This is a genomic window from Liquorilactobacillus sicerae (assembly GCF_029916425.1).
Classification (GTDB): Bacteria; Bacillota; Bacilli; order Lactobacillales; family Lactobacillaceae; genus Liquorilactobacillus; species Liquorilactobacillus sicerae.
In genome coordinates, this window is record NZ_JAHAVQ010000005.1 from 13,966 (window position 1) to 34,202 (window position 20,237).

The following is a 20,237-nucleotide window of genomic DNA, read 5'->3' on the forward strand; positions in this document are numbered from 1 at the left end:
TCCTAAAAATGATTATGAACGTGGAAAATATTTTTGATAATCTTGTTGCAAATGCTCTTTGGTGACATGCGTATAAATTTGCGTTGTTGATAGACTGCTATGGCCTAAAAATTCCTGGACTGCCCGCAGATCAGCCCCGCGATTCAACAAATGAGTTGCAAAAGTATGCCTCAGTTCATGGGGATGGATCGTTGTCGTCAATGAGCTACGCTTGATGATCTGATTTAAAATATAAGTTATTCCGGCTGCTGTAATCGGATCGCCATGCTGATTAATAAAAACCGCTTGATGTTGCTTATGATATTTACTCATCAGCAATGAGCGAACTTGTTTTAAATAACGTTTTAATGCTTGTTCACAATAGCTGCCAAAAGGAACATAGCGATCTTTATTGCCTTTTCCATGCAGGAGCATGACCCTTAAATTAAAATCTACCTCCGTCACTTTCAAGCCAGTGCATTCACTGACCCGCATGCCAGTTGCATATAACGTTTCCAAAATTGCTCGATCACGAATATTAACCAAAGAATCACCTGCGACCGCCTTAAAAAGCTCTTGCATCTCTTTTTCATAAAAGAAGCGGGGCAGAGCACGGGGATGACGTTTTAGCTGAACATATGAAAATGGATTATCAACTACCTGTCCATTTTTTTGCAAAAAGCGATAAAACGATCGTAAACTTGAAATAATCCGTTCAATTGAAGTTGCTTGATAATGCTGATCATATAAAAAACTCATAAAAACATGGACATCCATGCGTTGCACAGCCGCTAAACTTGTTAGGCCGCCATTTTCTTTCAGGAACTTAATAAAAAGGTGCAGGTCATCAGTATATGCTTTTAAAGTTGCTGGGGAGTACTGCCGTTCAACTCGTAAATATTGTTGAAACTCTGCAATTAATTTTTCAGTCAATAGCAACACCTCGCTAACCGTAGAAAATACCTTGACCGACACTCAATAAACTTATTGTAGCATAGACTTTCGTTTCCAGAAATTAGATGAATTTAAAATTTAAATTAAATTAGCAATTTTTCTTTTAATCCCTGTTTCGATTATAGACCAAAAAGGCTGGGAAAAAGCTTCTCAACCTTTTGACAAATTTATTCTTGTTCAACGTAATCACAGTTGCTGCATTTGATTTGAACGTTATTTTTAGATTTTTTCTCGACCAGATAATGCTGACATTTTGGACAACTGCGACCAATTGGCTTATCCCACGAGACAAAATCACAATCGGGATAACGCGAGCAGCCATAAAAGATCCGATTTTTCTTTGATTTTCGTTCGATCACTTCACCTTGCTGGCATTTTGGACAAGTTACTCCAATATTTTTAACAATTGGCTTGGTATTGCGGCAATCTGGAAACCGACTGCAAGCATAAAACTTACCATAACGGCCTAGCTTGATCACCAACGGAGCCCCGCAAATATCACAGTTGATTCCAGCAGGTTCATCTTTAATTTTTACCTTAGCCATTTTATCTTGCGCTGTAGCAACTTCTTTGGAAAATGGCTGATAGAATTGGTCAATAACCTTGATCCATTGCTGCTTGCCTTCTTCGATTTCATCTAATTGGCCTTCCAAGTTAGCAGTGAACGTTACGTTCAAAATGTCAGGAAAACATTTTTCAATCATTGAATTAACAATTTCACCTAATTCAGTCGGTTCGAATTTCCGCGCTGTCAATTTAACGTAATATCTTTTTTGGATTGTACTTAAGGTTGGTGCATACGTTGATGGACGACCAACGCCATTTTCTTCTAACGTTTTGATCAAAGCTGCTTCCGTATACCGGGCTGGCGGCAAAGTAAAATGCTGATCTGGTTGATTGGTTATTAATTTGGCCGTTTGTCCTTTTTCTAAATCCGGCAGCTGATTATCCTTTCGCTTTGCGTCTGGATAAACGATTGTATAACCTGGAAATTTCATTTTTGAACCACGAGCCCGGTAAATAACTCCATTTTGTTCCAAAGTAACTGCCATTGTGTCATAAACAGCTGGTGTCATCTGACTAGCAACAAACCGTGACCAGATTAATGAATACAATCTATACTGATCACGAGTTAAATATTCCTTGATCGAATCTGGTGTTCGTTTGACTGAAGATGGTCGAATCGCTTCATGCGCGTCTTGAGCTCCTTCAGCCAATTTGCCTTTACGCGGCTTAACTGCTGCATATTCACTGCCATATGTTTCATGGATAAACTCTGCTGCTTCATGAACGGCAACATTTGAAATTCGAGTTGAGTCCGTCCGCATATAAGTGATCAACCCAACTGCTCCACCTCGGCCCAGACTTAAACCCTCATACAACTGTTGAGCAATCATCATTGTTTTTTGTGTTCTAAACTTCAAAGTATTGTTGGCTGCCTGTTGCATCGTACTGGTCGTAAATGGTAAAGCCGCAAAGCGCTGACGTTCTTTTCGATCGACCTTGGTAATTGCAAACAGTTGTTTTTGATCCAAACGAGCCAAAATTTGTTGAACATCAGCATTGTTTTTTAATTCCTGCTTCTTACCGTCGATACCATAATACTCTGCTGTAAATTGCTGGCGTTGGCTTTTGAATTTTGCTGAAATCGTCCAATATTCTTGTGGTTTGAAATTTCGAATTTCTTCTTCACGTTTAATGATCATATTTAGAGCAATTGACTGAACTCGACCAGCACTTAATCCCTTTTTGATTTTTGCCCAAAGTAACGGACTGATTGAATAACCAACCAAACGATCTAACACTCGTCGTGCTTGTTGGGCATCAACTAAATTCATATCGATTGAGCGCGGATGTTTAAAAGCACCTTTAACTGCATCTTTAGTAATTTCATTAAACACTACTCGATTATTATCATTTGGATCTAAGCCTAATAAATAAGACAAATGCCAAGCAATCGCTTCTCCCTCGCGGTCAGGATCGGCTGCTAGATAAACTTGACTAGCTTTTTTTGCTTCTTTGCGTAAATCTTTGATAACGCTGCCTTTGCCCCGAATTGAAATATAATGCGGTTCATAATTGTGATCTAAATCAACACCCATAGTACTTCTGGGTAAATCACGAACATGGCCTAAACTGGCCATTACCTTATAACTCGGACCTAAGTATTTTCCAATTGTTTTAGCCTTTGATGGTGATTCAACAATTACTAATTTTCGTTTTCGTTTTTTGGCTGTCGTTTTTTTAACTGCTTTTTTTTCGACGGTAGGCATAACCAGACTCCTTTTGTCGCAAATTTAAAAATCGGTAATCATGTTATGCTACATTTAGGCAGTTTGTCAAGTCTGAAGAAATTCTTCCCAAATATCTGCCGCAGATAAAGCCGGTCTGGCCCCAGCTGCAATCAATTCATTAGTCCCAACTGACAGCAATGAGTCAACTGGACCAGGAACCGCTAAAACATTACGATTTTCTTGCAAAGCTAAGTTAGCTGTGATCAAGCTGCCACTTTGATGACGAGCTTCAACGACTAATAAATTTTCAGCCAAACCTGCAATAATTCGGTTTCGTGCTGGAAAATGATAAGCCAAAGGTCCCTCATCACAACTATACTCACTAATTACTAAACACTGATTGGCAATTTGTTGCTGAAGCTCAAAATTTTCTCGGGGGTAATATCTTGCTAAACCTGTACCGATAATTGCAATTGTCGGGCAGCTAAATCGCAAACTTAACTGATGAACAAGTGAATCAACTCCAGCAGCCAAGCCACTAATCAAAACTACTTTTCGTTTCAGCAAGGGCAACAATAAATAATTGATAGCTCTTTTACCGTAACTTGAATTCTTTCGAGCGCCAACAACGGCTAACAAATACTTTTGTTGAACCAGATGCCAATTACCTTGAAAGAACAAAACAACCGGTGGATCATAAATTTCTTTTAATCTTGTTGGATAGGCTGCATCAAGCAAAGTAATAAAAGAACTCCTGCTTAAATTTCGATGTACCACTTGATAAGTAGCTGTTGAAAAAAGCTGTTTTAGCTGTGAGTTTGATAATTTCAGATCCGCTTTTAAAAAGCTTTGCAGATCCCATTTTTTAAAATTTCTTTGTAATAGCTTTTGAGCGGCTGCTTTGACAGTCTGTCGTGGAATTGCCGGACAGAGTCTTAAAAATAAAAGTAATTCTCTGGGTTCCAATCGATCACTTCCTTTGCTGATTAAATACGCAACAAAGGTTTGATTGAACTTTAATCGCTAAAATTTTTGGCAACTTTAGCAACTGGTGCAAAGCTTAAGCGATGAATTGGTGTAATTCCCTGATTTTTTAAGGCTGCCAAATGCTGAGCCGTACCATAACCAGCATTTTTGGCAAAGCCATAGCCAGGATAAATTTCATCATAAGATACCATCAAACGATCTCGCCAAACCTTAGCAACAATACTAGCAGCTGCCACACTGTTACTCTTAGCATCGGCTTTGATTAATTTGAGTTGCGGAATAGCTGTCTCAATTTGCATCGCATCAATAATTAATTGTTGTGGCTGAATCTTTAAATTTGCGACAGCCTTTTTCATTGCAATGCGAGTTGCCTGATAGATATTTAACTGATCAATTTGCCGATTATCAGCAATCCCTATTCCAACTGCTAAAGCTTCCGCTAAAATCTTGTGTGACAGTTTTTCTCGTAAGTGTGGACTAAGTTGCTTGGAGTCATTGACTTCTAGGATTGAAAAATCATGCGGCAAAATTACAGCCGCAGCGACGACTGGTCCAGCTAATGGCCCACGACCGACTTCATCAATCCCAGCTACCAACTGTTTGCCAGCTTGCCAAAATTTTTGCTCATAAACAAAACGCTGAGCAAATTTTTGCTGAACTGCCTGCTGTTTTTCTTGCAATCTACGAGCCTGCAGAACCAGTCTTTGAACACCAATTCGCGGATCTGCTGCTAAACTTGCTACTAATTCGGTTGAATAATGCTGTTTTAATTTGGCCTTGATCTGTTTAATTGTTAACTTATTAGCCATTATTAATGCCACTTTCAATTTCAGCTACTTTGTCTAGCGAATATCGACCTAACTTGCCTCGACGGCAATCAAAAATTATCCGTTGACTAGCCCGTTCATAATCATCTTTCATGCCTAAATTTTTAGTGATTTTTAGCAGCAGATCAGGCAAAGGCAAAGTTAAATCAGCTGGCACCAGGTGATAACGGTTCAATAAATTATTTGGTTGATCAGTTAAGAAAAAATTCAAAGCAAATAATGCAATATCATCAACAGCTACTAAGGCATCTTTGATAGCACCAGTTAATGCCAGTTTTTGACCAATTATTTGATTCTCAAATTTTGGCCATAAAATACCTGGCGTATCTAATAAATCGAGATTTTTCCCGGCTTTTAACCACTGCTGAGCTTTAGTTACACCTGGGCGATCACCAGTTTGTGCCGCTTTTTTCCCTACCAGATGATTCAGCAACGTTGATTTGCCAACATTTGGAATTCCCAAACATAATGCACGCATCCGTTTTCTTTGCAAGCCTTTTTTCTGTGCTGATTTGATCTTATCGGCTAAGAGCTGCTCAATTTTCTTTTCAAGCAGTTTAGGCTTTAAATTCAAACTGTCGATTGCAAGTGCTGGTTGTTGCTGTTGCTGATAGTAATTTAGCCAAGCTCGTGTTTCTTGTGGATCCGCTAAATCACTTTTGGTTAAAATTAATAAGCTTGGTTTATTAGCCAGTAATTCTCCAATTTGCGGATTGCGAGCAGATTCCGGCAAGCGCGCATCGGTCAACTCTAGCGCAATATCAACCAAGCGCAGATTTTCTTTAATCTGTCTGATGGCCTTTGCCATGTGACCTGGATACCACTGAATATTTTTCATGTTTAATTCCTTCCGTTTAACTAAAATTGATATAGCCACTTAAATTGATTTAAGGGCCAATAAACTAAGACAACCTTTCCTGTGACCCAACTCTTTTGAATTGGACCAATCGTACGAGAATCTTTGCTGATTCGACGATTGTCACCTAAAACAAAGTACTCATTGGCTGGGACCTTTTTAACGCCAATTAAACCCTTCAAAGAAAAATCCGAAGTGTAGTTCTCATTAGGATCAGCGGTTTCACTAGCAATAAAGAGTTCATTAATTTTTCGACCATTAATATACAAATGGTCATTATGATAATCTAAGCGATCTCCCGGGAGGCCAATAATTCGTTTAACATAGGTCACATTATTTGGAGTTTTAAAGATAACGATATCAAAGCGGCGTAGCTTATGTGGTAAGGTCACTAAAACTTCTTGCTTGGAATGCAGGGTCGGTTCCATAGAATTGCCCTCAATTTGCACAGGAATTAGTAAAAAAGATCGAACGAACAGAGCAATTAGGCCAGCCCAAAAAATCAGTGTCAGCCAATATCGCCACGGAAAATTCTTTTGCTTTTTTTGCTTTTCCAAAATGCCAACTCCTAAACAAAGTTCTGCTTGTTCTTTTTACGATTGTTACCCTCTCAAATATTATAACAATCATTTTTTGATCTAGCGACCTTTAAAAGCTTGATTTAAAAAAGTTGTGAAAATTTTAATTTCCACAACTCCTTTATTGATTATTATTTGACAGCTTCAATTGCTCGCTGATAAGCTGGATCATTTTTACTTAATTTAGTAGCAATCTTAGCTTCCAAAGCATTGACTGTTTTGGCATCTGCATTTCCAGAAACTGTCAGATTATTATCTTGCTGGAACTTTTTAACAGCTGTGGTCGTTTGATCGCTGTAATAACCATTTACATCACCTGGCTGATACCCCAGAGCTTGCAAGAGAGTCTGCAGCTTTTTAATTTGTTTTGAAACTTGTCCGTTTTGGTAAGTTTTTTTAGTATCAATCGCTGTCTGATAAGCATATTTTGGATAATCAACTTTAATGGTTGGTTGCAAACCTTTATGATTGATCCAATCGCCATCTGGAGTCAACCATTTGGCAATCGTCATCTTTAATTCAGTCTTATCACTGAACGGCAAGGTATTTTGAACTGTTCCTTTACCATAAGACTTAGTTCCAATCAATTTTGCCCCAGCAGATTGATTCAAAGCGGCTGAAAAGATCTCAGCTGCACTAGCACTGCCACTATTGATCAAGACAACTGTTTTTCCAGTAATTTTATAACCATTGTCAAACTTTGAACCAGCCTTATAAACTTGGGCGGCTCCAGTTCTTTGTTTGACTTGCAACAACGTTTTGCCATTCTTAACAAAAATCGATGACATCTTCAAAGCCTGATCCATCAATCCACCAGGATTATCACGCATATCAATAATAAATGATTTAGCACCTTTTTTCTGCAATTTTTTCAATTCAGCTTTAAATTCCTTAGCAGTATTTTCAGAAAAAGTTGAAACTTTAACATAACCAATTGTTGGCTGGTCTTTAACTAGATGACCACTGACTGTTTTGACTGGAATCGTATCACGAACTAAAGTCTTAGTGAAAGTTTCATTTCCTCGTTTGATCGTTAAGGTAACTTTTGTCCCTTTTTTGCCGCGAATTAAATTAACTGCTTTGCTAAGCGAATAGCCACTAATCTTTTTATCATTGATTTTTTCGATAATATCATTTGCCTTTAGACCGGCTTTTTTAGCTGGAGTCCCATCGATTGGTGAAATAATTTTGATCTGAGAACCACTCTTTTGAACTTCAGCACCGATGCCAGTGAAACTGCTGGAAATCGTATTATTAAGTGACTTAGTCTCTGACTTTGACATGTATTCAGAAAATGGATCACCCAATGCATCTACCATTCCATTGAGGGCACCATTAACCAACTTTTCTCGACTGACCTTCCGATAATAATTCTGATATAAAGCGGAATAAACCGTTCCAATTTTACCAAGTGAATTACTGGTTGCTTCAGCTGCTTGCAAACGTTGGTCCATATAGTAATAGACACCGCCAGATCCTAGTAGTAAACAGATTAAACTTGAAATAATGACTGTTGGCCAGCCAAACTTTTTAACTTTTTTTTGATTTTTCTTGAACATTCTCAGTTCTCCTTATGTTTTTATTGCATTTTTTCAAGGTAGCTTTCCCAAGCTTGATCAAAAATTGTCATTGAGGGCAAATAACTGCCATTTAACTCCAAATAATTGGAAATTTCCTGATAGTTTTGTGATTGTTTGGGAAAACTTTGGTCAAAAAAAGCATCATTAGCAAATTTTGCAATTGGTTCTGAACTATTGTCATTTCTTTCAGTCATTAAATACTGATAAAAGCTTTTACGAAACATTTTACCACCTTATTTTAATGGAATGTTGACCTTGAAAAGGAAGTTATTATTGCTCAAATCAATTTTTTTGGCGCGCACCGTCACTCCATGAAAGCCCTTGATTTGGCTTAAGTTTAGTCTAATTGTTTTGGCTTTGCTGTCAATCGTAACCCATTTGCCCAAGCGATAATTATTTTTAATGTAATTCAAAATAAATCCAGGTGGTGCATTTAAGGTTCCAATTGCGACTGATTTAGCATATAAAAGGATGTTGCCATCCGATGTAACGGTCGGCTCTGTATACAAAGAAAAAGAAACATTCTTTCCTAAAATCTTCGTTGTTCCTACTAAAATTGCTGCTTGATCAACATAAAACTTATATTTTAGTTTTTTATTTCTTTGCTGACGAGTCAAGTAGTAATTCATGACTGCGTTCAACTGCTTTTTATTTAATTGAACATCAACCGAGGTATGTTTGCCCAAGTTCTTGGTTGATTGAGAAACTTGTTGCTGCTCAACATTTTTTCCAGTCAATTGTTGGACTAAAAACAAACTACTTCCTAGAATTAAGGCGAGTAAAATGATAAAAGCCCATTTCCAATAATTATGTTTCTTCGAGTTTTTAGCAAAACTCCGACTCCTTTTTTTTAAATTATTATCCAAAATCAATCTCCTCTTCTTCCAAGCCAAGTTGTTTTATGTTTCATCATAGCAGTATAAAGTTTATCTGTCATATAACGATAACCCTTTAAATTAGGATGAAAGTGATCCTTTGGTGATAAATAACTATTTTTTTCCTTTTGATTATCGAGTACATGAGTTAAATCCTTATTATTTAAAACAGTGATATCAGTCACTGAATTTTTCTTAAGCTGTTTAGTTTTATGATAATATTGACCAGTAGACATTTTCTGGTCAATATTGATCAGATATGCATCTTTGGTTTGACCAACCACCTGCTTAGTAGCATTATTCCAAACGTTGGTATATTTTGTAAATTGATACATCGTTGGAAAGTAAACGTAAAACGGATTGTAAACTGAATAAACAAAAATCGGCGCCTTTGAATTGTACTGCCGAACAGTTTGCAATAATGATTTCAGCTTTTTCTGGTAAGTTTGCCGGGAACTGGTAACTGCTGAAGCAAGTTCCTGATCGGAAATGTTTGAAAAGCTTTTTTCTAAAACCTGCATCAAATCATTACCACCAACCGTCATGACAATCACATTAGCGTGCTTGATCTGTTGTTGAATCGCCGGCGTAGATTGTAAGCGATCTAATATTTGATCACTCCGATCACCCGCCTTGCCATAGTTGGAGGTCTGAACTTTAACATGCGGCAAAGTGTTCAGTTTTTCTTGAATTAAATGGACATAACCGCCTTGATCAGTCGTATCGCCAACTCCTTGAGTCAGCGAATCACCTAATCCAACCAGCTTAAGATGCCGAACTGAAACTTTTTTCACAGTTGAACTTTTGTTGGCAACTTGACTATTACTAGTTTTAGGCGTGATCGATTTTGATTGACTCAAGTAAAAAAACAATTGCCAAATTCCAAAGACCAGCAACGTGGCTAGAACCAAAGCTAAGCAGGATTTTAGAATTGATTTTATATTTTTCAAATTGCTTTCCTTTCTCTAGAATTTTATTTACCATGTTAGAATAATATTATCATAAAAAATGAACGTCGGTTAGTATAGCAAAAACTTTATTTTTAAAATAGAAATTGAGGCAATCTTAGTGAAAGTTTATTTTTTTAAAAAAGGTATTAATCATCAGTGGGTTTGGCTGGCATTTAGTCAAGGAATCTACTTAGCCGTCTTGATCAGCATTGGAATAATTTTACTGCTGAAAAGCCGTTTATCAATTTGGCTGCTTTGCGCTAGCAGTTTAATCTTAGGCTTTATTAGTTTGAATGGCATTTTTCAAATTCTCAATTACAGTCTAGCTAAAACTAGAGCAACAATTGTTTTTCAACGCTTAGCTACAATTAGTTTTTATCTATTAACTGGTAGTTTGCTATTTTACCCGACATTTTTATTGATTCCAAAGGTTCCCGGGAGTGGCTGGACTTTGTTTGGGATCGAACTTGCTTGGATAATAGCTGCAATTGTCTTAATAGCTGTCTTCAATTTGCGAGGCTCATTATTTTGGTCCTTAAGTGCTAGTTGGTTATTTTTATTAGCTTGCCTATTTACAACATTTCCTACTTGGTTGATCCTAATTGATGGACTATTACTGCAAATTGGAATATTTTTTAAGTGGCAGCAATGGCTTATAACTGGCGATTTGATCAGCAGTTTAACAGTTGCTTGCTTTTTGTTAATTTTTATGAGCTAAATCAAAAACGCCAAAGAATACTGATATTCTTCCCTGGCGTTGCTTTAACTTCAAATATTTACTCCCGCTGCTCAGTTCGACGACGATATAGTTTAAACTGATATGGATAACAATTTCGACTATTCATTTTTCCTTTTTTAGCCCAAACCAATTCAAAATTACCAGGAATTGGTGGCATTTTGACATCACCTGGAAAATCAGCCGCAATTTTGGTCACATATAACCAATTAACTTGATCGGCAAAAGCGGTAAATAAACTTGCACCACCAATTATAAAAAACAATTGGGAATTGTCCTGCAAAATTTTTTTCAGTTCTTGTTTAGTATGCACAATCGTTATTTGTGAATTTCCTGCATATTGCTGATCATATTTTTGATCATGCGTTAAAAGGTAATGGTGTCGTTGCGGTAACAGGCCTGGAAAACTCTCAAATGTTCGGCGACCCATAATGATTGGATGGTGGAGAGTTACTCGCTTAAAATGAGCCAAATCAGCTGGCAAATGCCAAGGTAATTTTCCCCGATAACCGATGTGATGCTGAACGTCTTCGGCCCAGATAAATGCTAACATTGCTCTAGTCCCCTTCTTGTTAGACAGCTACCGGTGCTTTGATTGCTGGAGCTGGTTGATAATTTTCAACTTTAATATCACTAACGTTAAATTCATCAATTTGTTGTTTATCAGGATTTAACCATAGTTTTGGTGCATCTTTTGGTTGCCGCTGCAACTGAATTTGTGCCTGTTGCAGATGATTCAAATATAAATGAGCATCACCCAGAGTATGAACAAATTCTCCAACTTGCAAACCAGTTTGTCGTGCAATTAAATGAGTTAATAAAGCATAACTGGCAATATTAAATGGCACACCTAAAAATGTATCTGCACTTCGTTGGTACAGCTGACAACTTAATTTACCTTCATTAACATAAAACTGAAATAATGTATGACAAGGAGGCAAGGCGCTTTGCGGAACATCTTCAGGATTCCACGCAGTAACGATCAAGCGCCTGGATGATGGTGTCTTGTTGATGCCATCGATCACATTTTGAATTTGATCAATCACTTGTCCATCACGCGTTTTCCAATGACGCCATTGAGCACCATAAACATCACCTAAATTCCCAAACTTTTCTGAAAATTGATCATCAGTTAAAATCCGCTGACAAAAAAGTTCTTTTTGTTTTAAGTACTCTCGTTTAAAATTTTCATCTTCCAACTGGCGCCGTCCAAAATCCGTCATATCAGGTCCATGATATGACGGACTGCTGATCCAATTTTTAAATGCCCATTCGTCCCAGATATGATTATGATGCTGCAATAAAAAACGAATATTGGTATCTCCACGCAAAAACCATAAAAGTTCACTTTTAATCAGTCCAAAAGCTACTTTCTTAGTCGTCAACAGTGGAAATCCTTGCTGCAGATCGAATCGCATTTGATAACCAAACAGACTCCGCGTACCGGTTCCTGTTCGGTCGTCTTTTTGGTGTCCGTACTCTAAAATATCTCTTAATAATTGCAAATAAGGGCCTTCAACGACCGTCATTATATTTGTCCTCCTTTGAAAAACTTAAGCAAATTGACTTAATTCGTCCCAGCGTTTCATTTTTTGGTCAATTTCTAAGTCTAATTGGTCAATTTGTTGCTGCAGATCAGCTAATTGACTAAAGTCATTCCCAGGAACTTGCGTCATTTCCTGCTTGAGTTTAGCCTTTTGTGACTCCAGTTGATCAATTTGCTCTTCTAGCTGACCATATTCGATTTTTTCAGCATAAGTCAACTTGATTTTCTTTTTTGAGACAACTTGTTCCTGTGCTTTAATCTTTTGCTTTGGCTGAGCTTTTTCTGTTTTATTGATCCTTGATTTTCTTTGCTTTAAATAGGCACTTAACATGCCTGTAAAGCGTTCCACCTGACCATTACCGGTAAAGATCAACAACTGTTCAGCAGTTTTATCAAGAAAGTAACGATCATGTGAAACTGTGATCACCGTACCTTGAAAATCCTCAAGATAGTCTTCGAGAATCGTTAAAGTCTGAATATCCAAATCATTTGTCGGCTCGTCCAACAACAATACATTAGGCTGTTGCATCAAGATTTTTAAAAGATATAATCGGCGCTGCTCACCACCAGAAAGTTTGCGGATCAGTACGCCATGCATATAACGTGGAAACAAAAAACGTTCAAGTAGCTGAACAACGCTTAAATGATTGCCATTTTTATCGGTTACTTGCTGAGCAGTCGCTTTCAAATAATCAATTACTCGTGTATCAGGAGGCAATTGAGCAAACTGTTGATGATAATAACCAACATTAACTGTTGGCCCAACAATCAACTCACCAGCATCAAGTGGCAATTGTTCAGCCAAAACATTCAGAAAACTGGTCTTTCCAGCTCCATTTGCACCAGTAATTCCAATTCTTTGGTCAGCTTGAATCAACAAGCTAAAGTCATTAATAATTGAATGTTTATCAATCTTTAAACAAGCATGTTTTAGTTCAATAACCTTTTTCCCTAATCTTTGTTGCCCAAGATTCAAATTAGCTTCAGTTTCCTCAGAGTGTTGCGAAACTCCAGCCTGCAACTGATTAAAGCGACTGATCCGTGCCTGTTGTTTGGTACTGCGAGCTTTAGCACCAGTTCTCATCCAAGCTAGTTCTTTTTTATACAATTGCTTTTGTTTATGTTCAAGTTCTGCTTTTCCAGCTACTCTTTCAGCTTTTTGACTAACATATGCTTGATAGTTACCTTCATAAATGTAGAGTTCACCATAATCTAGCTCTAAGATTTTTTGAGCAACATGATTGAGAAAGTAACGATCATGCGTCACTACCAATAACGCACCTTTGAAACCGGCTAAATATTCTTCCAACCAGTCAATTGAGGAAAAGTCCAAATGATTAGTCGGCTCATCTAAAATCAGCAAATCAGGATCTTGAATCAACACTTGAGCTAAGCCGACTCGTTTAACCTGTCCACCCGATAATTGACCAATTTTTTGATCAAGATCAGTGATTTTTAACTGAGTCAAAATTGTCTTGACTTGACTTTCAGCGTCCCAAGCAGCTAGTTGATTCATCCGTGCTTCTGCTGTTAAGTAATTCTGTTCTTTTTGCTGATCATTTGGATACTGACTATAAGCTCGCAAGGCTTGTTCATAATTTTGGGTGGCCTTAAAGATTGGTGCAGCTCCTTTAAAAATTGCGGTCATAATTGAATCCGCCACTTTCAGTTCGGGTTTTTGCTTTAAATATGCAATCCGATAGTCGTTAGGCTTGATCAAATCTCCCTGATCAGCCTGATCAACTCCCGCCAAGACGTTAAGCAGACTAGTCTTACCTGTTCCATTTACACCAATCAATCCTAAACGATCATGCTCGTTGATTATTAAGTTAAGATTTTCAAACAAGGTTTTTTCACCATATGTTTTACTTAAACTTTCAATTCGTAATGTCTGCAAATTACCACTCTTTCATTCCTTAAGAATTACTTCAAATTAGTTGCTTAGCTCGAGCCAATAAACTGTCTAATTGATTAGGCACCTTTTTCTCAACAACTTCAATTTCAAGCTGTTTTAAAATTTTACCTAATTTGGGGCCCGGTTTTAAATTAGAGTTTTTTAGTAAAATTCCACCATTAATTACCAACTCTTTGGTACTTTTAATTGGCAACTGCTGATAAATTTGTTGCAACTGAATTAAATCTAAATTGATTCCAAGCAAATTTGCAGCTTCGCCAGCTTGTTGAATGATCGGCCAACCAAACTGATAAAGCTCACTAGGTTTTAAGTCACGTTGTGTCAGCAACAATAGAACTTGTAAAATTTTTTTGGTTTCTTCAATCAACTGATTGGAGCTTTTCCAAGATTTCAAAAAGTTTCCCAGTTTGGACGGTGAAAAATTCGCCAAATAAGCAAATAATCCCCAAGCAGCTGCGGCTGTTTTGAAATTCAACTTCGGCAAGGTCAACATTCTCTGTAAAGGTACTTGATAATCTCTCATTTGTGGACAATATCGAAATAGTCCTGTTTGGATAAAGGGAGCTAAACCAAGCTGAACATCTTGACCTAGCAAAAGCTTTTGCCATTCTTCATGGATTCGTTCAACGGCAATTTTAAGCAACAATTCAGCATTTTGATCAATCGCTGCCAATGTTTGTGGTTCAATTTCAAAAGCCAGTTGACTAGCAAATCTGACGGTTCGCATCATTCTTAAAGCATCTTCATGAAACCGTTCAGCAGGAACCCCAACTGCACGAATGATTCCTGCACGCAAATCAGTTAAGCCATTAAATAAATCAATGACTTGACCAGCCGAGTCCATCGCCAAAGCATTGATCGTTAAATCACGCCGCTTTAAATCATCTTGCAATGATCTAACAAAGGTTACTTGGTCTGGGCGTCGAAAATCTTGATAACCTGATTCTGTCCTAAAAGTGGTAATTTCATAAGCAGCCGATTTAGCCAGTACAGTGACCGTCCCATGCTTAATTCCAGTATCAACCGTTCGAGAAAATATCGACTTAATCTCAGCTGGATAGGCACTGGTTGCAATATCAACATCATGCGGCTGTTTGCCTAACAACAAATCACGAACACTGCCACCAACAAAATAGGCTTCAAAACCTGCTGCTTGAATTTTGGTTAAAATTGGTAAAGCTTGCTGAAAAATGATCGGTAACTTTTCAACTATCATAGAAGATTCTCAAGTCCTACCAGCAGCTCATGCTGTTTGCTAATTTTGCTGACCGCCACTGCAACTCCCGACATGAATGAACTGCGATCAAAAGAATCCTGTCGAATAGTCAAAGCTTCACCTGGTCCACCAAATAAGACCTGCTCATGAGCTACATATCCTGGCAAACGAACACTGTGGATCCGCATGCCTTGATAATTAGCTCCCCGCGCTCCCGGCAATAATTCAGTTTCATTAGGATTTCCTTGATAGTGTTCAGAGCGAACTTCGGCAATCATTTTAGCAGTATTTAACGCTGTCCCACTCGGGGCGTCAAGCTTATTATCGTGATGCATTTCAATGATTTCAACATCTGGCAAATATTTAGCTGCTTGCTTTGCAAACTGCATTAATAAAACCGCTGAAATACCAAAATTCGGGGCAATCAAGCCACCGACTTGATTTTTTTTAGCTATCTGTTGTAATTGTGCAACTTGTTCATCCTTTAACCCAGTCGTTCCGACAACTGGTGAAATATGATGTTCTAAAGCAAATTTGACATTTTCAAAAACTGCTTTTGGCGAAGTAAAATCAATCCAAACCTCCACTTTTTGTGTATCAATGTTTGATAACTGGTGATAAGCTGGTACGTTAAGTTTTGAAAATTCACTAATTTCATTCAAATTTTTCTCAGTAGAACGGGGATCGTAAACTCCAACTAATTCAAAATCTGGGTGATCAAGCACCATTTCAACTGTTGTATGTCCCATGCGACCTTTAAAACCTGCAACTAGAATTTTTACCATAAGACCAACCTCTTTTTCAATCTTCTTTTAAAGTTTTCTTTTTCTATTCTAACAGATTTGCTGATTTTATTATAGTTACCAATTTAAAATGGATAGCATACCGAATCTGAATGTGTTATTATCTGATAGAATTCAATATTAAGGGGGCAATCATGTGGTTCAATCAAATGAAAGAATCCATTTTAAAAATTTCATCATGATCGCAGTTGGTAGCAGTTTATATGCTTTCGGCTTAGTAATGGTCAACATTGCTAATAATTTAGCAGAGGGCGGCGTAACTGGCATAACCCTTATTTTGCGTTACTGGTTCAGTATTGATCCAGCTATTTCAACTATTTTACTCAACATTCCATTAGTCATTATTGGCTATCGTTACCTAGGAAAAACGGCTTTAACATATACGATCTTTGGAATTTTTAGCTTATCTTTTTTTATTTGGCTTTGGCAACACGTTGATTTTTCAGTCAACATAGATCATGATTTATTTTTAGCTGGAATTTTAGCTGGACTGATTGGCGGCAGTGGTTCAGGAATCGTTTATCGGTTTGGCGGGACAACCGGTGGAACAGATATTGTTGCTCGAATCTTTGAAAAGCATCGTGGCGTTGCAATGGGCAAAACCCTGCTAACTTTTGATTGTGTTGTTTTAACTTTATCATTAAGCTATGTTAGTTTGCGAAAGATGATGTATACTCTTTTGGCTTCATATGTCTATTCAAAAGTCGTCAACTTTACCCTTGAAGGTGCTTATGCAGCACGGGGAGTAATCATTATCAGTAATCACCATCAAGAAATTGCCAAGGACATTATCAACGACTTAAAACGCGGTGTCAGCTATTTACAGGCAACCGGAGCTTACTCACAAGAACCGATCCAGGCAATCTACTGTGTCATCAGTCCCAATGAATTGATGGATCTGAAACATATTGTTGCTCGACATGATTCACATGCTTTTGTTTCAATTTTATCAGTTAATGAAGTGATCGGCGAGGGTTTCTCCTACGATGTAGCTAAGAAAAAGCTGATGCATTTGTAGGACGAAATTGCTGGTTTAATCGGATTTTATCGGTGGGCTTCAGTGCCTGAAAGTGCTGAAGTTTTATTTTTTGGAAAAGATGATCTATCATAAATGAAGGTTACTTTTAGAAAGGAAATGGTTTTAATGAAATATACGATTGATGTACCTATAGAACGTGACGGATTATGGTTGGACAGCAATTTGACTTATACCCAAGTTCCAGGCTGGTTAGGAAAAACAACCCGCGATTTAAAATTGTCAGTAATTAGACATTTTGCAAAAGCAGGTTCAAAAACGTTTCCCGTAATCTTTTGGTTTGCTGGTGGCGGTTGGATGGACACTGATCATAATATTTATTTACCCAATTTAGTTGACTTTGCCCGCAATGGATTTATCGTCGTTGGAGTCGAGTATCGTGACAGTAATAAAATTAATTTTCCAGGCCAATTGGAAGATGCCAAAGCTGCAATCCGTTACGTTCGAGCCAATGCTGATAAATTCCAGGCTAATCCAGAAAAATTCGTTGCCATGGGAGAATCAGCTGGTGGGCATCTAGCAAGCATGCTCGGTGTTACTAATGGTCAAAAAAGATTTGATATTGGAAATAACTTAAACGTTTCTAGTGATATCCAAGCAGCTATTCCTTGGTATGGTGTGGTTGACCCCTTAACTGCCAAACAAGGGAGTTCATCTGACGATTTTGATTTTGTTTACCGTAATTTATTGGGTGCAGAGCCCGAATCAGCTCCACAACTTGATCAACAAGCAAACCCTTTAACCTATATAAATCAACGGACAGTACCCTTTTTGATTTTACACGGCGATCAAGATGTTGTTGTTCCTGTTCAAGATAGTCAAAGACTGTATCAAAAATTAATTGATAACAAGGTCTTGGCTGATTTATATCAGATCAAAAATGCCGGTCATATGGATTTGAAATTTCTGCAGCCAACTGTTTTTAAAATTATTGCAGAGTTTCTAGCTAAGGTTCTTTGATTATTAAGCGCTGCGGTTTGGGCAGCGCTTGATTTTGTTTTGAATTTAAGTTAAGGTAAAAATGTACATTTAACAAAAAATGAGTTCAGCCCTTAGGAGGTAGCTTCCATTGAATTACCCACTGCAAAGTATTTTTGAAAATCATCTTTTTCAACAACAGTTAGCGGCCCAAACAGTTTTAAGTTATCGCCATGATTTAATTAACTTTTTTCGTTTTTTAGCAAGTAATGGTCGCCAGCCTACTGAGTTAAAGGCGATTACTGAAAGTGATTTACGAGCCTATTTTTTGGAATTAAAAAAAGCAGCTGATATCACAGCTGCAACTTATAATAAAGTTCTTTCTCATTTAAATCAATATTTTATTTTTTTGTTTCAAGCAAAACAAATTTCAACTTTACCAACACTAGGTCTTAAAAGCACTCCCGTTACCAGCAATCAACCAAATCAACTCTTTTGGAGTGATCAATTAGCTGAACTGCTAGCAAACCCTCAAATTAGTTTTTATGGACGTTTAACTCTTTTACTGACAGCGCATTTTTTTCAGTCAACAGAGTTCTTAGAAGCGGACTTTTACCAAATTTGGCAATTCGAAGCTTTAAATAACTTTGAGCGCCAATTTATGCAGCAATTCAAAGCTTTTCATCAACCACTCGCTAAAAATCAGATTTGCGAAGATCTATTTTTAAAAAGAAAAACGGATCATCATGCTCCACGTTTAACCCTGCCGGCCTTGCATAAATATTTGAAAAAAGATCAAAATTGGCTGCCATTTCCCTTTTCACCAAAAAATTTACGACGTGATGCCATTTTAAGCTTCTTGATTCGCCATCGCAATTTAACATCGCTTACCTGCTGTCGCAAGCTACACCTTGATTTAAAGTCCTTAAATTACTACCGTCTATTAAGCTATCAGCCACATGAAACCACAAGTTCTTAATTTAGAATGCTTCATTAAGTTCATTTTGCAAATCAAGCATCGTTAAATCATTCGGTTGAATCTTCAAATAATTAGCAACTGCCTTTCGAGCAAGTGGCAGATCTCCACCGCGTCTGGCTAGTAATGCCAACTCTTGCCAAAAATCTGTTTCTTGTTCAAAGTCTCTTTGAACAGAACGATAGCATTCAAGTGCTGGCTGATCGTTTTCCGAAGCGCTATATGCACGACCAAGATTCCAGACTAATTGTGAATCATTGCTCGTCTTGATAGCTTTTGTCAACAATTTGATATTTTCTTGATATTTTTTTTGAGTTTGTAAAAGATCACTTAATTCAATTAAAGCTGATAGATTATCCTCGTCAAATTTCAAGATCTGACGTAAATATTGTTCAGCTACAACTGGTTGTGACAGCTTCTGCGCCATTTTGCTAGCATGCAAATAAAGTTTACTGTTATATTGATCAACACGCAGGCCTTCTTGATCGATCAATAATGCTTGCTGCTGTTGCCCTTGTTGTTCATAAGCTTTAGCTAAATAAGGATACAAAGAAGTATAGTCCGGATTGGTTTCTCTTAACTTTTCGAAACTTTTAACTGCAGCTTCATAGCGTTTTAATTGAAGCTGCGTGAAGGCTAGCTCGAACAAAATGTCTGGATCTAAATCACGCTGATGAATCTGCTCAAGATAACCTAGCGCTTGCTCAAAATGACCAGTTTCAGCATAACAGACCCCTACTCGTTGAACTAAATTAACCTTAGCTAACTGCAACTGGCCCATTTTTAAAAGTTGCAGATAAAATGGTAATGCTGATCGGTAACGCTTAACATTGAAATATAGTTCCGCCAAACCAAAAATCACTGCTGATTCATGTGGAGCGATTCTTAAAGCTGTTAAAAGTTTTTGTTCACTGACCTCAAATAGGCCTTGTGTTTGATACAGGTCAGCTGCTACTAGTAACGAATTTAAGTAAGCTGGAGAATCAGGTCTTACCTGACTTAAATAAACCAAAGCTTGATCATCTTGCCCATTGTTGATAGCAATCTCTGCCAAGGCCGTCTTCAACTGATCTTCCTCAGGAAAACTTTTTAATAAACTTTGATAAATTTGCTTTGCCCAGTCAGAAAAACCTAATTGCTGTAACTCCTCAGCTAAATTAAATAAAAAATCCGGTTGATCATCTAAAAGCGCCAGTTGTAATTCTCGAGCAGCTAAATCAAAGTTGCCAAGCTTGATTTGCGTTAATGTTTTTTCAGAGTATGTCATTCTT

20 protein-coding genes are annotated in these 20,237 nt (G+C 37.5%); 4 read left to right on the top strand and 16 right to left on the bottom strand.

Annotated elements, in window-relative coordinates; genetic code table 11:
* Window positions 1-12: 12 nt before the first annotated feature.
* From xerC to KH893_RS04520, 10 genes are all read right to left on the bottom strand, one after another.
* Entirely contained in the window at window positions 13-912 is a 900-nt protein-coding gene (gene xerC, locus KH893_RS04475; protein WP_281164950.1) for a tyrosine recombinase XerC, read from the bottom strand.
* Between the two features lie 188 nt (window positions 913-1,100).
* Entirely contained in the window at window positions 1,101-3,206 is a 2,106-nt protein-coding gene (gene topA, locus KH893_RS04480; RefSeq protein ID WP_281164951.1) for a type I DNA topoisomerase, read from the bottom strand.
* A gap of 66 nt (window positions 3,207-3,272) precedes the next feature.
* Window positions 3,273-4,133, bottom strand: a complete 861-nt coding sequence (gene dprA, locus KH893_RS04485) for a DNA-processing protein DprA (protein ID WP_281164952.1) — start codon at window positions 4,131-4,133, stop codon at window positions 3,273-3,275.
* Between the two features lie 50 nt (window positions 4,134-4,183).
* Window positions 4,184-4,963, bottom strand: coding sequence for a ribonuclease HII (locus KH893_RS04490; RefSeq protein ID WP_281164953.1), 780 nt, complete (start codon window positions 4,961-4,963; stop codon window positions 4,184-4,186).
* The gene (gene ylqF / locus KH893_RS04495; RefSeq protein WP_281164954.1) at window positions 4,956-5,819 is read right to left on the bottom strand and encodes a ribosome biogenesis GTPase YlqF; all 864 of its coding nucleotides are present in this window, start codon (window positions 5,817-5,819) and stop codon (window positions 4,956-4,958) included. The genes KH893_RS04490 and ylqF overlap by 8 nt, the downstream gene beginning before the upstream one ends.
* Before the next feature lie 20 nt (window positions 5,820-5,839).
* On the bottom strand, window positions 5,840-6,394 hold the full coding sequence (gene lepB, locus KH893_RS04500; protein WP_281164955.1) for a signal peptidase I: 555 nt from the start codon (window positions 6,392-6,394) through the stop codon (window positions 5,840-5,842).
* A gap of 152 nt (window positions 6,395-6,546) precedes the next feature.
* The gene (locus KH893_RS04505; protein WP_281164956.1) at window positions 6,547-7,974 is read right to left on the bottom strand and encodes a S41 family peptidase; all 1,428 of its coding nucleotides are present in this window, start codon (window positions 7,972-7,974) and stop codon (window positions 6,547-6,549) included.
* Between the two features lie 20 nt (window positions 7,975-7,994).
* A complete protein-coding gene (locus KH893_RS04510; protein ID WP_010579956.1) occupies window positions 7,995-8,219 on the bottom strand; it encodes a YozE family protein in 225 nt (74 codons plus the stop codon).
* Between the two features lie 9 nt (window positions 8,220-8,228).
* A complete protein-coding gene (locus KH893_RS04515) occupies window positions 8,229-8,861 on the bottom strand; it encodes a YpmS family protein (protein WP_281164958.1) in 633 nt (210 codons plus the stop codon).
* A 2-nt stretch (window positions 8,862-8,863) separates the two neighbouring features.
* A complete protein-coding gene (locus KH893_RS04520; RefSeq protein WP_281164959.1) occupies window positions 8,864-9,820 on the bottom strand; it encodes an SGNH/GDSL hydrolase family protein in 957 nt (318 codons plus the stop codon).
* Window positions 9,821-9,938: 118 nt separating this feature from the next.
* On the opposite strand from KH893_RS04520, the gene KH893_RS04525 reads away from it, so the two are divergent.
* Window positions 9,939-10,538 (top strand): hypothetical protein, encoded by a 600-nt coding sequence (locus KH893_RS04525; RefSeq protein WP_281164960.1) that lies wholly within the window; start codon window positions 9,939-9,941, stop codon window positions 10,536-10,538.
* A 58-nt stretch (window positions 10,539-10,596) separates the two neighbouring features.
* On the opposite strand, the gene KH893_RS04530 is transcribed toward KH893_RS04525, so the two are convergent.
* Genes KH893_RS04530 through dapB form a run of 5 tightly spaced genes read right to left on the bottom strand, consistent with a single transcriptional unit; the run spans window position 10,597 to window position 16,018 of the window.
* Window positions 10,597-11,109, bottom strand: a complete 513-nt coding sequence (locus tag KH893_RS04530) for a dihydrofolate reductase (protein ID WP_281164961.1) — start codon at window positions 11,107-11,109, stop codon at window positions 10,597-10,599.
* A 19-nt stretch (window positions 11,110-11,128) separates the two neighbouring features.
* Entirely contained in the window at window positions 11,129-12,085 is a 957-nt protein-coding gene (locus KH893_RS04535) for a thymidylate synthase (protein WP_281164962.1), read from the bottom strand.
* Window positions 12,086-12,109: 24 nt separating this feature from the next.
* On the bottom strand, window positions 12,110-13,999 hold the full coding sequence (locus KH893_RS04540) for an ABC-F family ATP-binding cassette domain-containing protein (protein ID WP_281164963.1): 1,890 nt from the start codon (window positions 13,997-13,999) through the stop codon (window positions 12,110-12,112).
* A gap of 31 nt (window positions 14,000-14,030) precedes the next feature.
* Window positions 14,031-15,233: a CCA tRNA nucleotidyltransferase gene (locus KH893_RS04545; RefSeq protein ID WP_281164964.1), complete on the bottom strand. Its 1,203-nt coding sequence runs from the start codon at window positions 15,231-15,233 to the stop codon at window positions 14,031-14,033.
* Window positions 15,230-16,018: a 4-hydroxy-tetrahydrodipicolinate reductase gene (gene dapB / locus KH893_RS04550; protein ID WP_281164965.1), complete on the bottom strand. Its 789-nt coding sequence runs from the start codon at window positions 16,016-16,018 to the stop codon at window positions 15,230-15,232. Before dapB ends, KH893_RS04545 begins: the two co-directional genes overlap by 4 nt.
* Before the next feature lie 154 nt (window positions 16,019-16,172).
* On the opposite strand from dapB, the gene KH893_RS04555 reads away from it, so the two are divergent.
* The 3 genes from KH893_RS04555 (at window position 16,173) to KH893_RS04565 (ending at window position 18,969) form a co-directional block, all read left to right on the top strand.
* Window positions 16,173-17,054 carry a YitT family protein gene (locus KH893_RS04555; protein WP_281164966.1) on the top strand — a complete coding sequence of 294 codons (882 nt, stop codon included), beginning with the start codon at window positions 16,173-16,175 and terminating at the stop codon, window positions 17,052-17,054.
* A 126-nt stretch (window positions 17,055-17,180) separates the two neighbouring features.
* Entirely contained in the window at window positions 17,181-18,032 is an 852-nt protein-coding gene (locus KH893_RS04560) for an alpha/beta hydrolase (RefSeq protein WP_281164967.1), read from the top strand.
* Window positions 18,033-18,141: 109 nt separating this feature from the next.
* Entirely contained in the window at window positions 18,142-18,969 is an 828-nt protein-coding gene (locus KH893_RS04565; RefSeq protein ID WP_281164968.1) for a site-specific integrase, read from the top strand.
* 1 nt (window position 18,970) lies between these two features.
* Here the strand turns inward: KH893_RS04565 and KH893_RS04570 are convergent, their stop codons facing one another.
* Window positions 18,971-20,233, bottom strand: a complete 1,263-nt coding sequence (locus KH893_RS04570; RefSeq protein WP_281164969.1) for a tetratricopeptide repeat protein — start codon at window positions 20,231-20,233, stop codon at window positions 18,971-18,973.
* Window positions 20,234-20,237 lie beyond the last annotated feature (4 nt).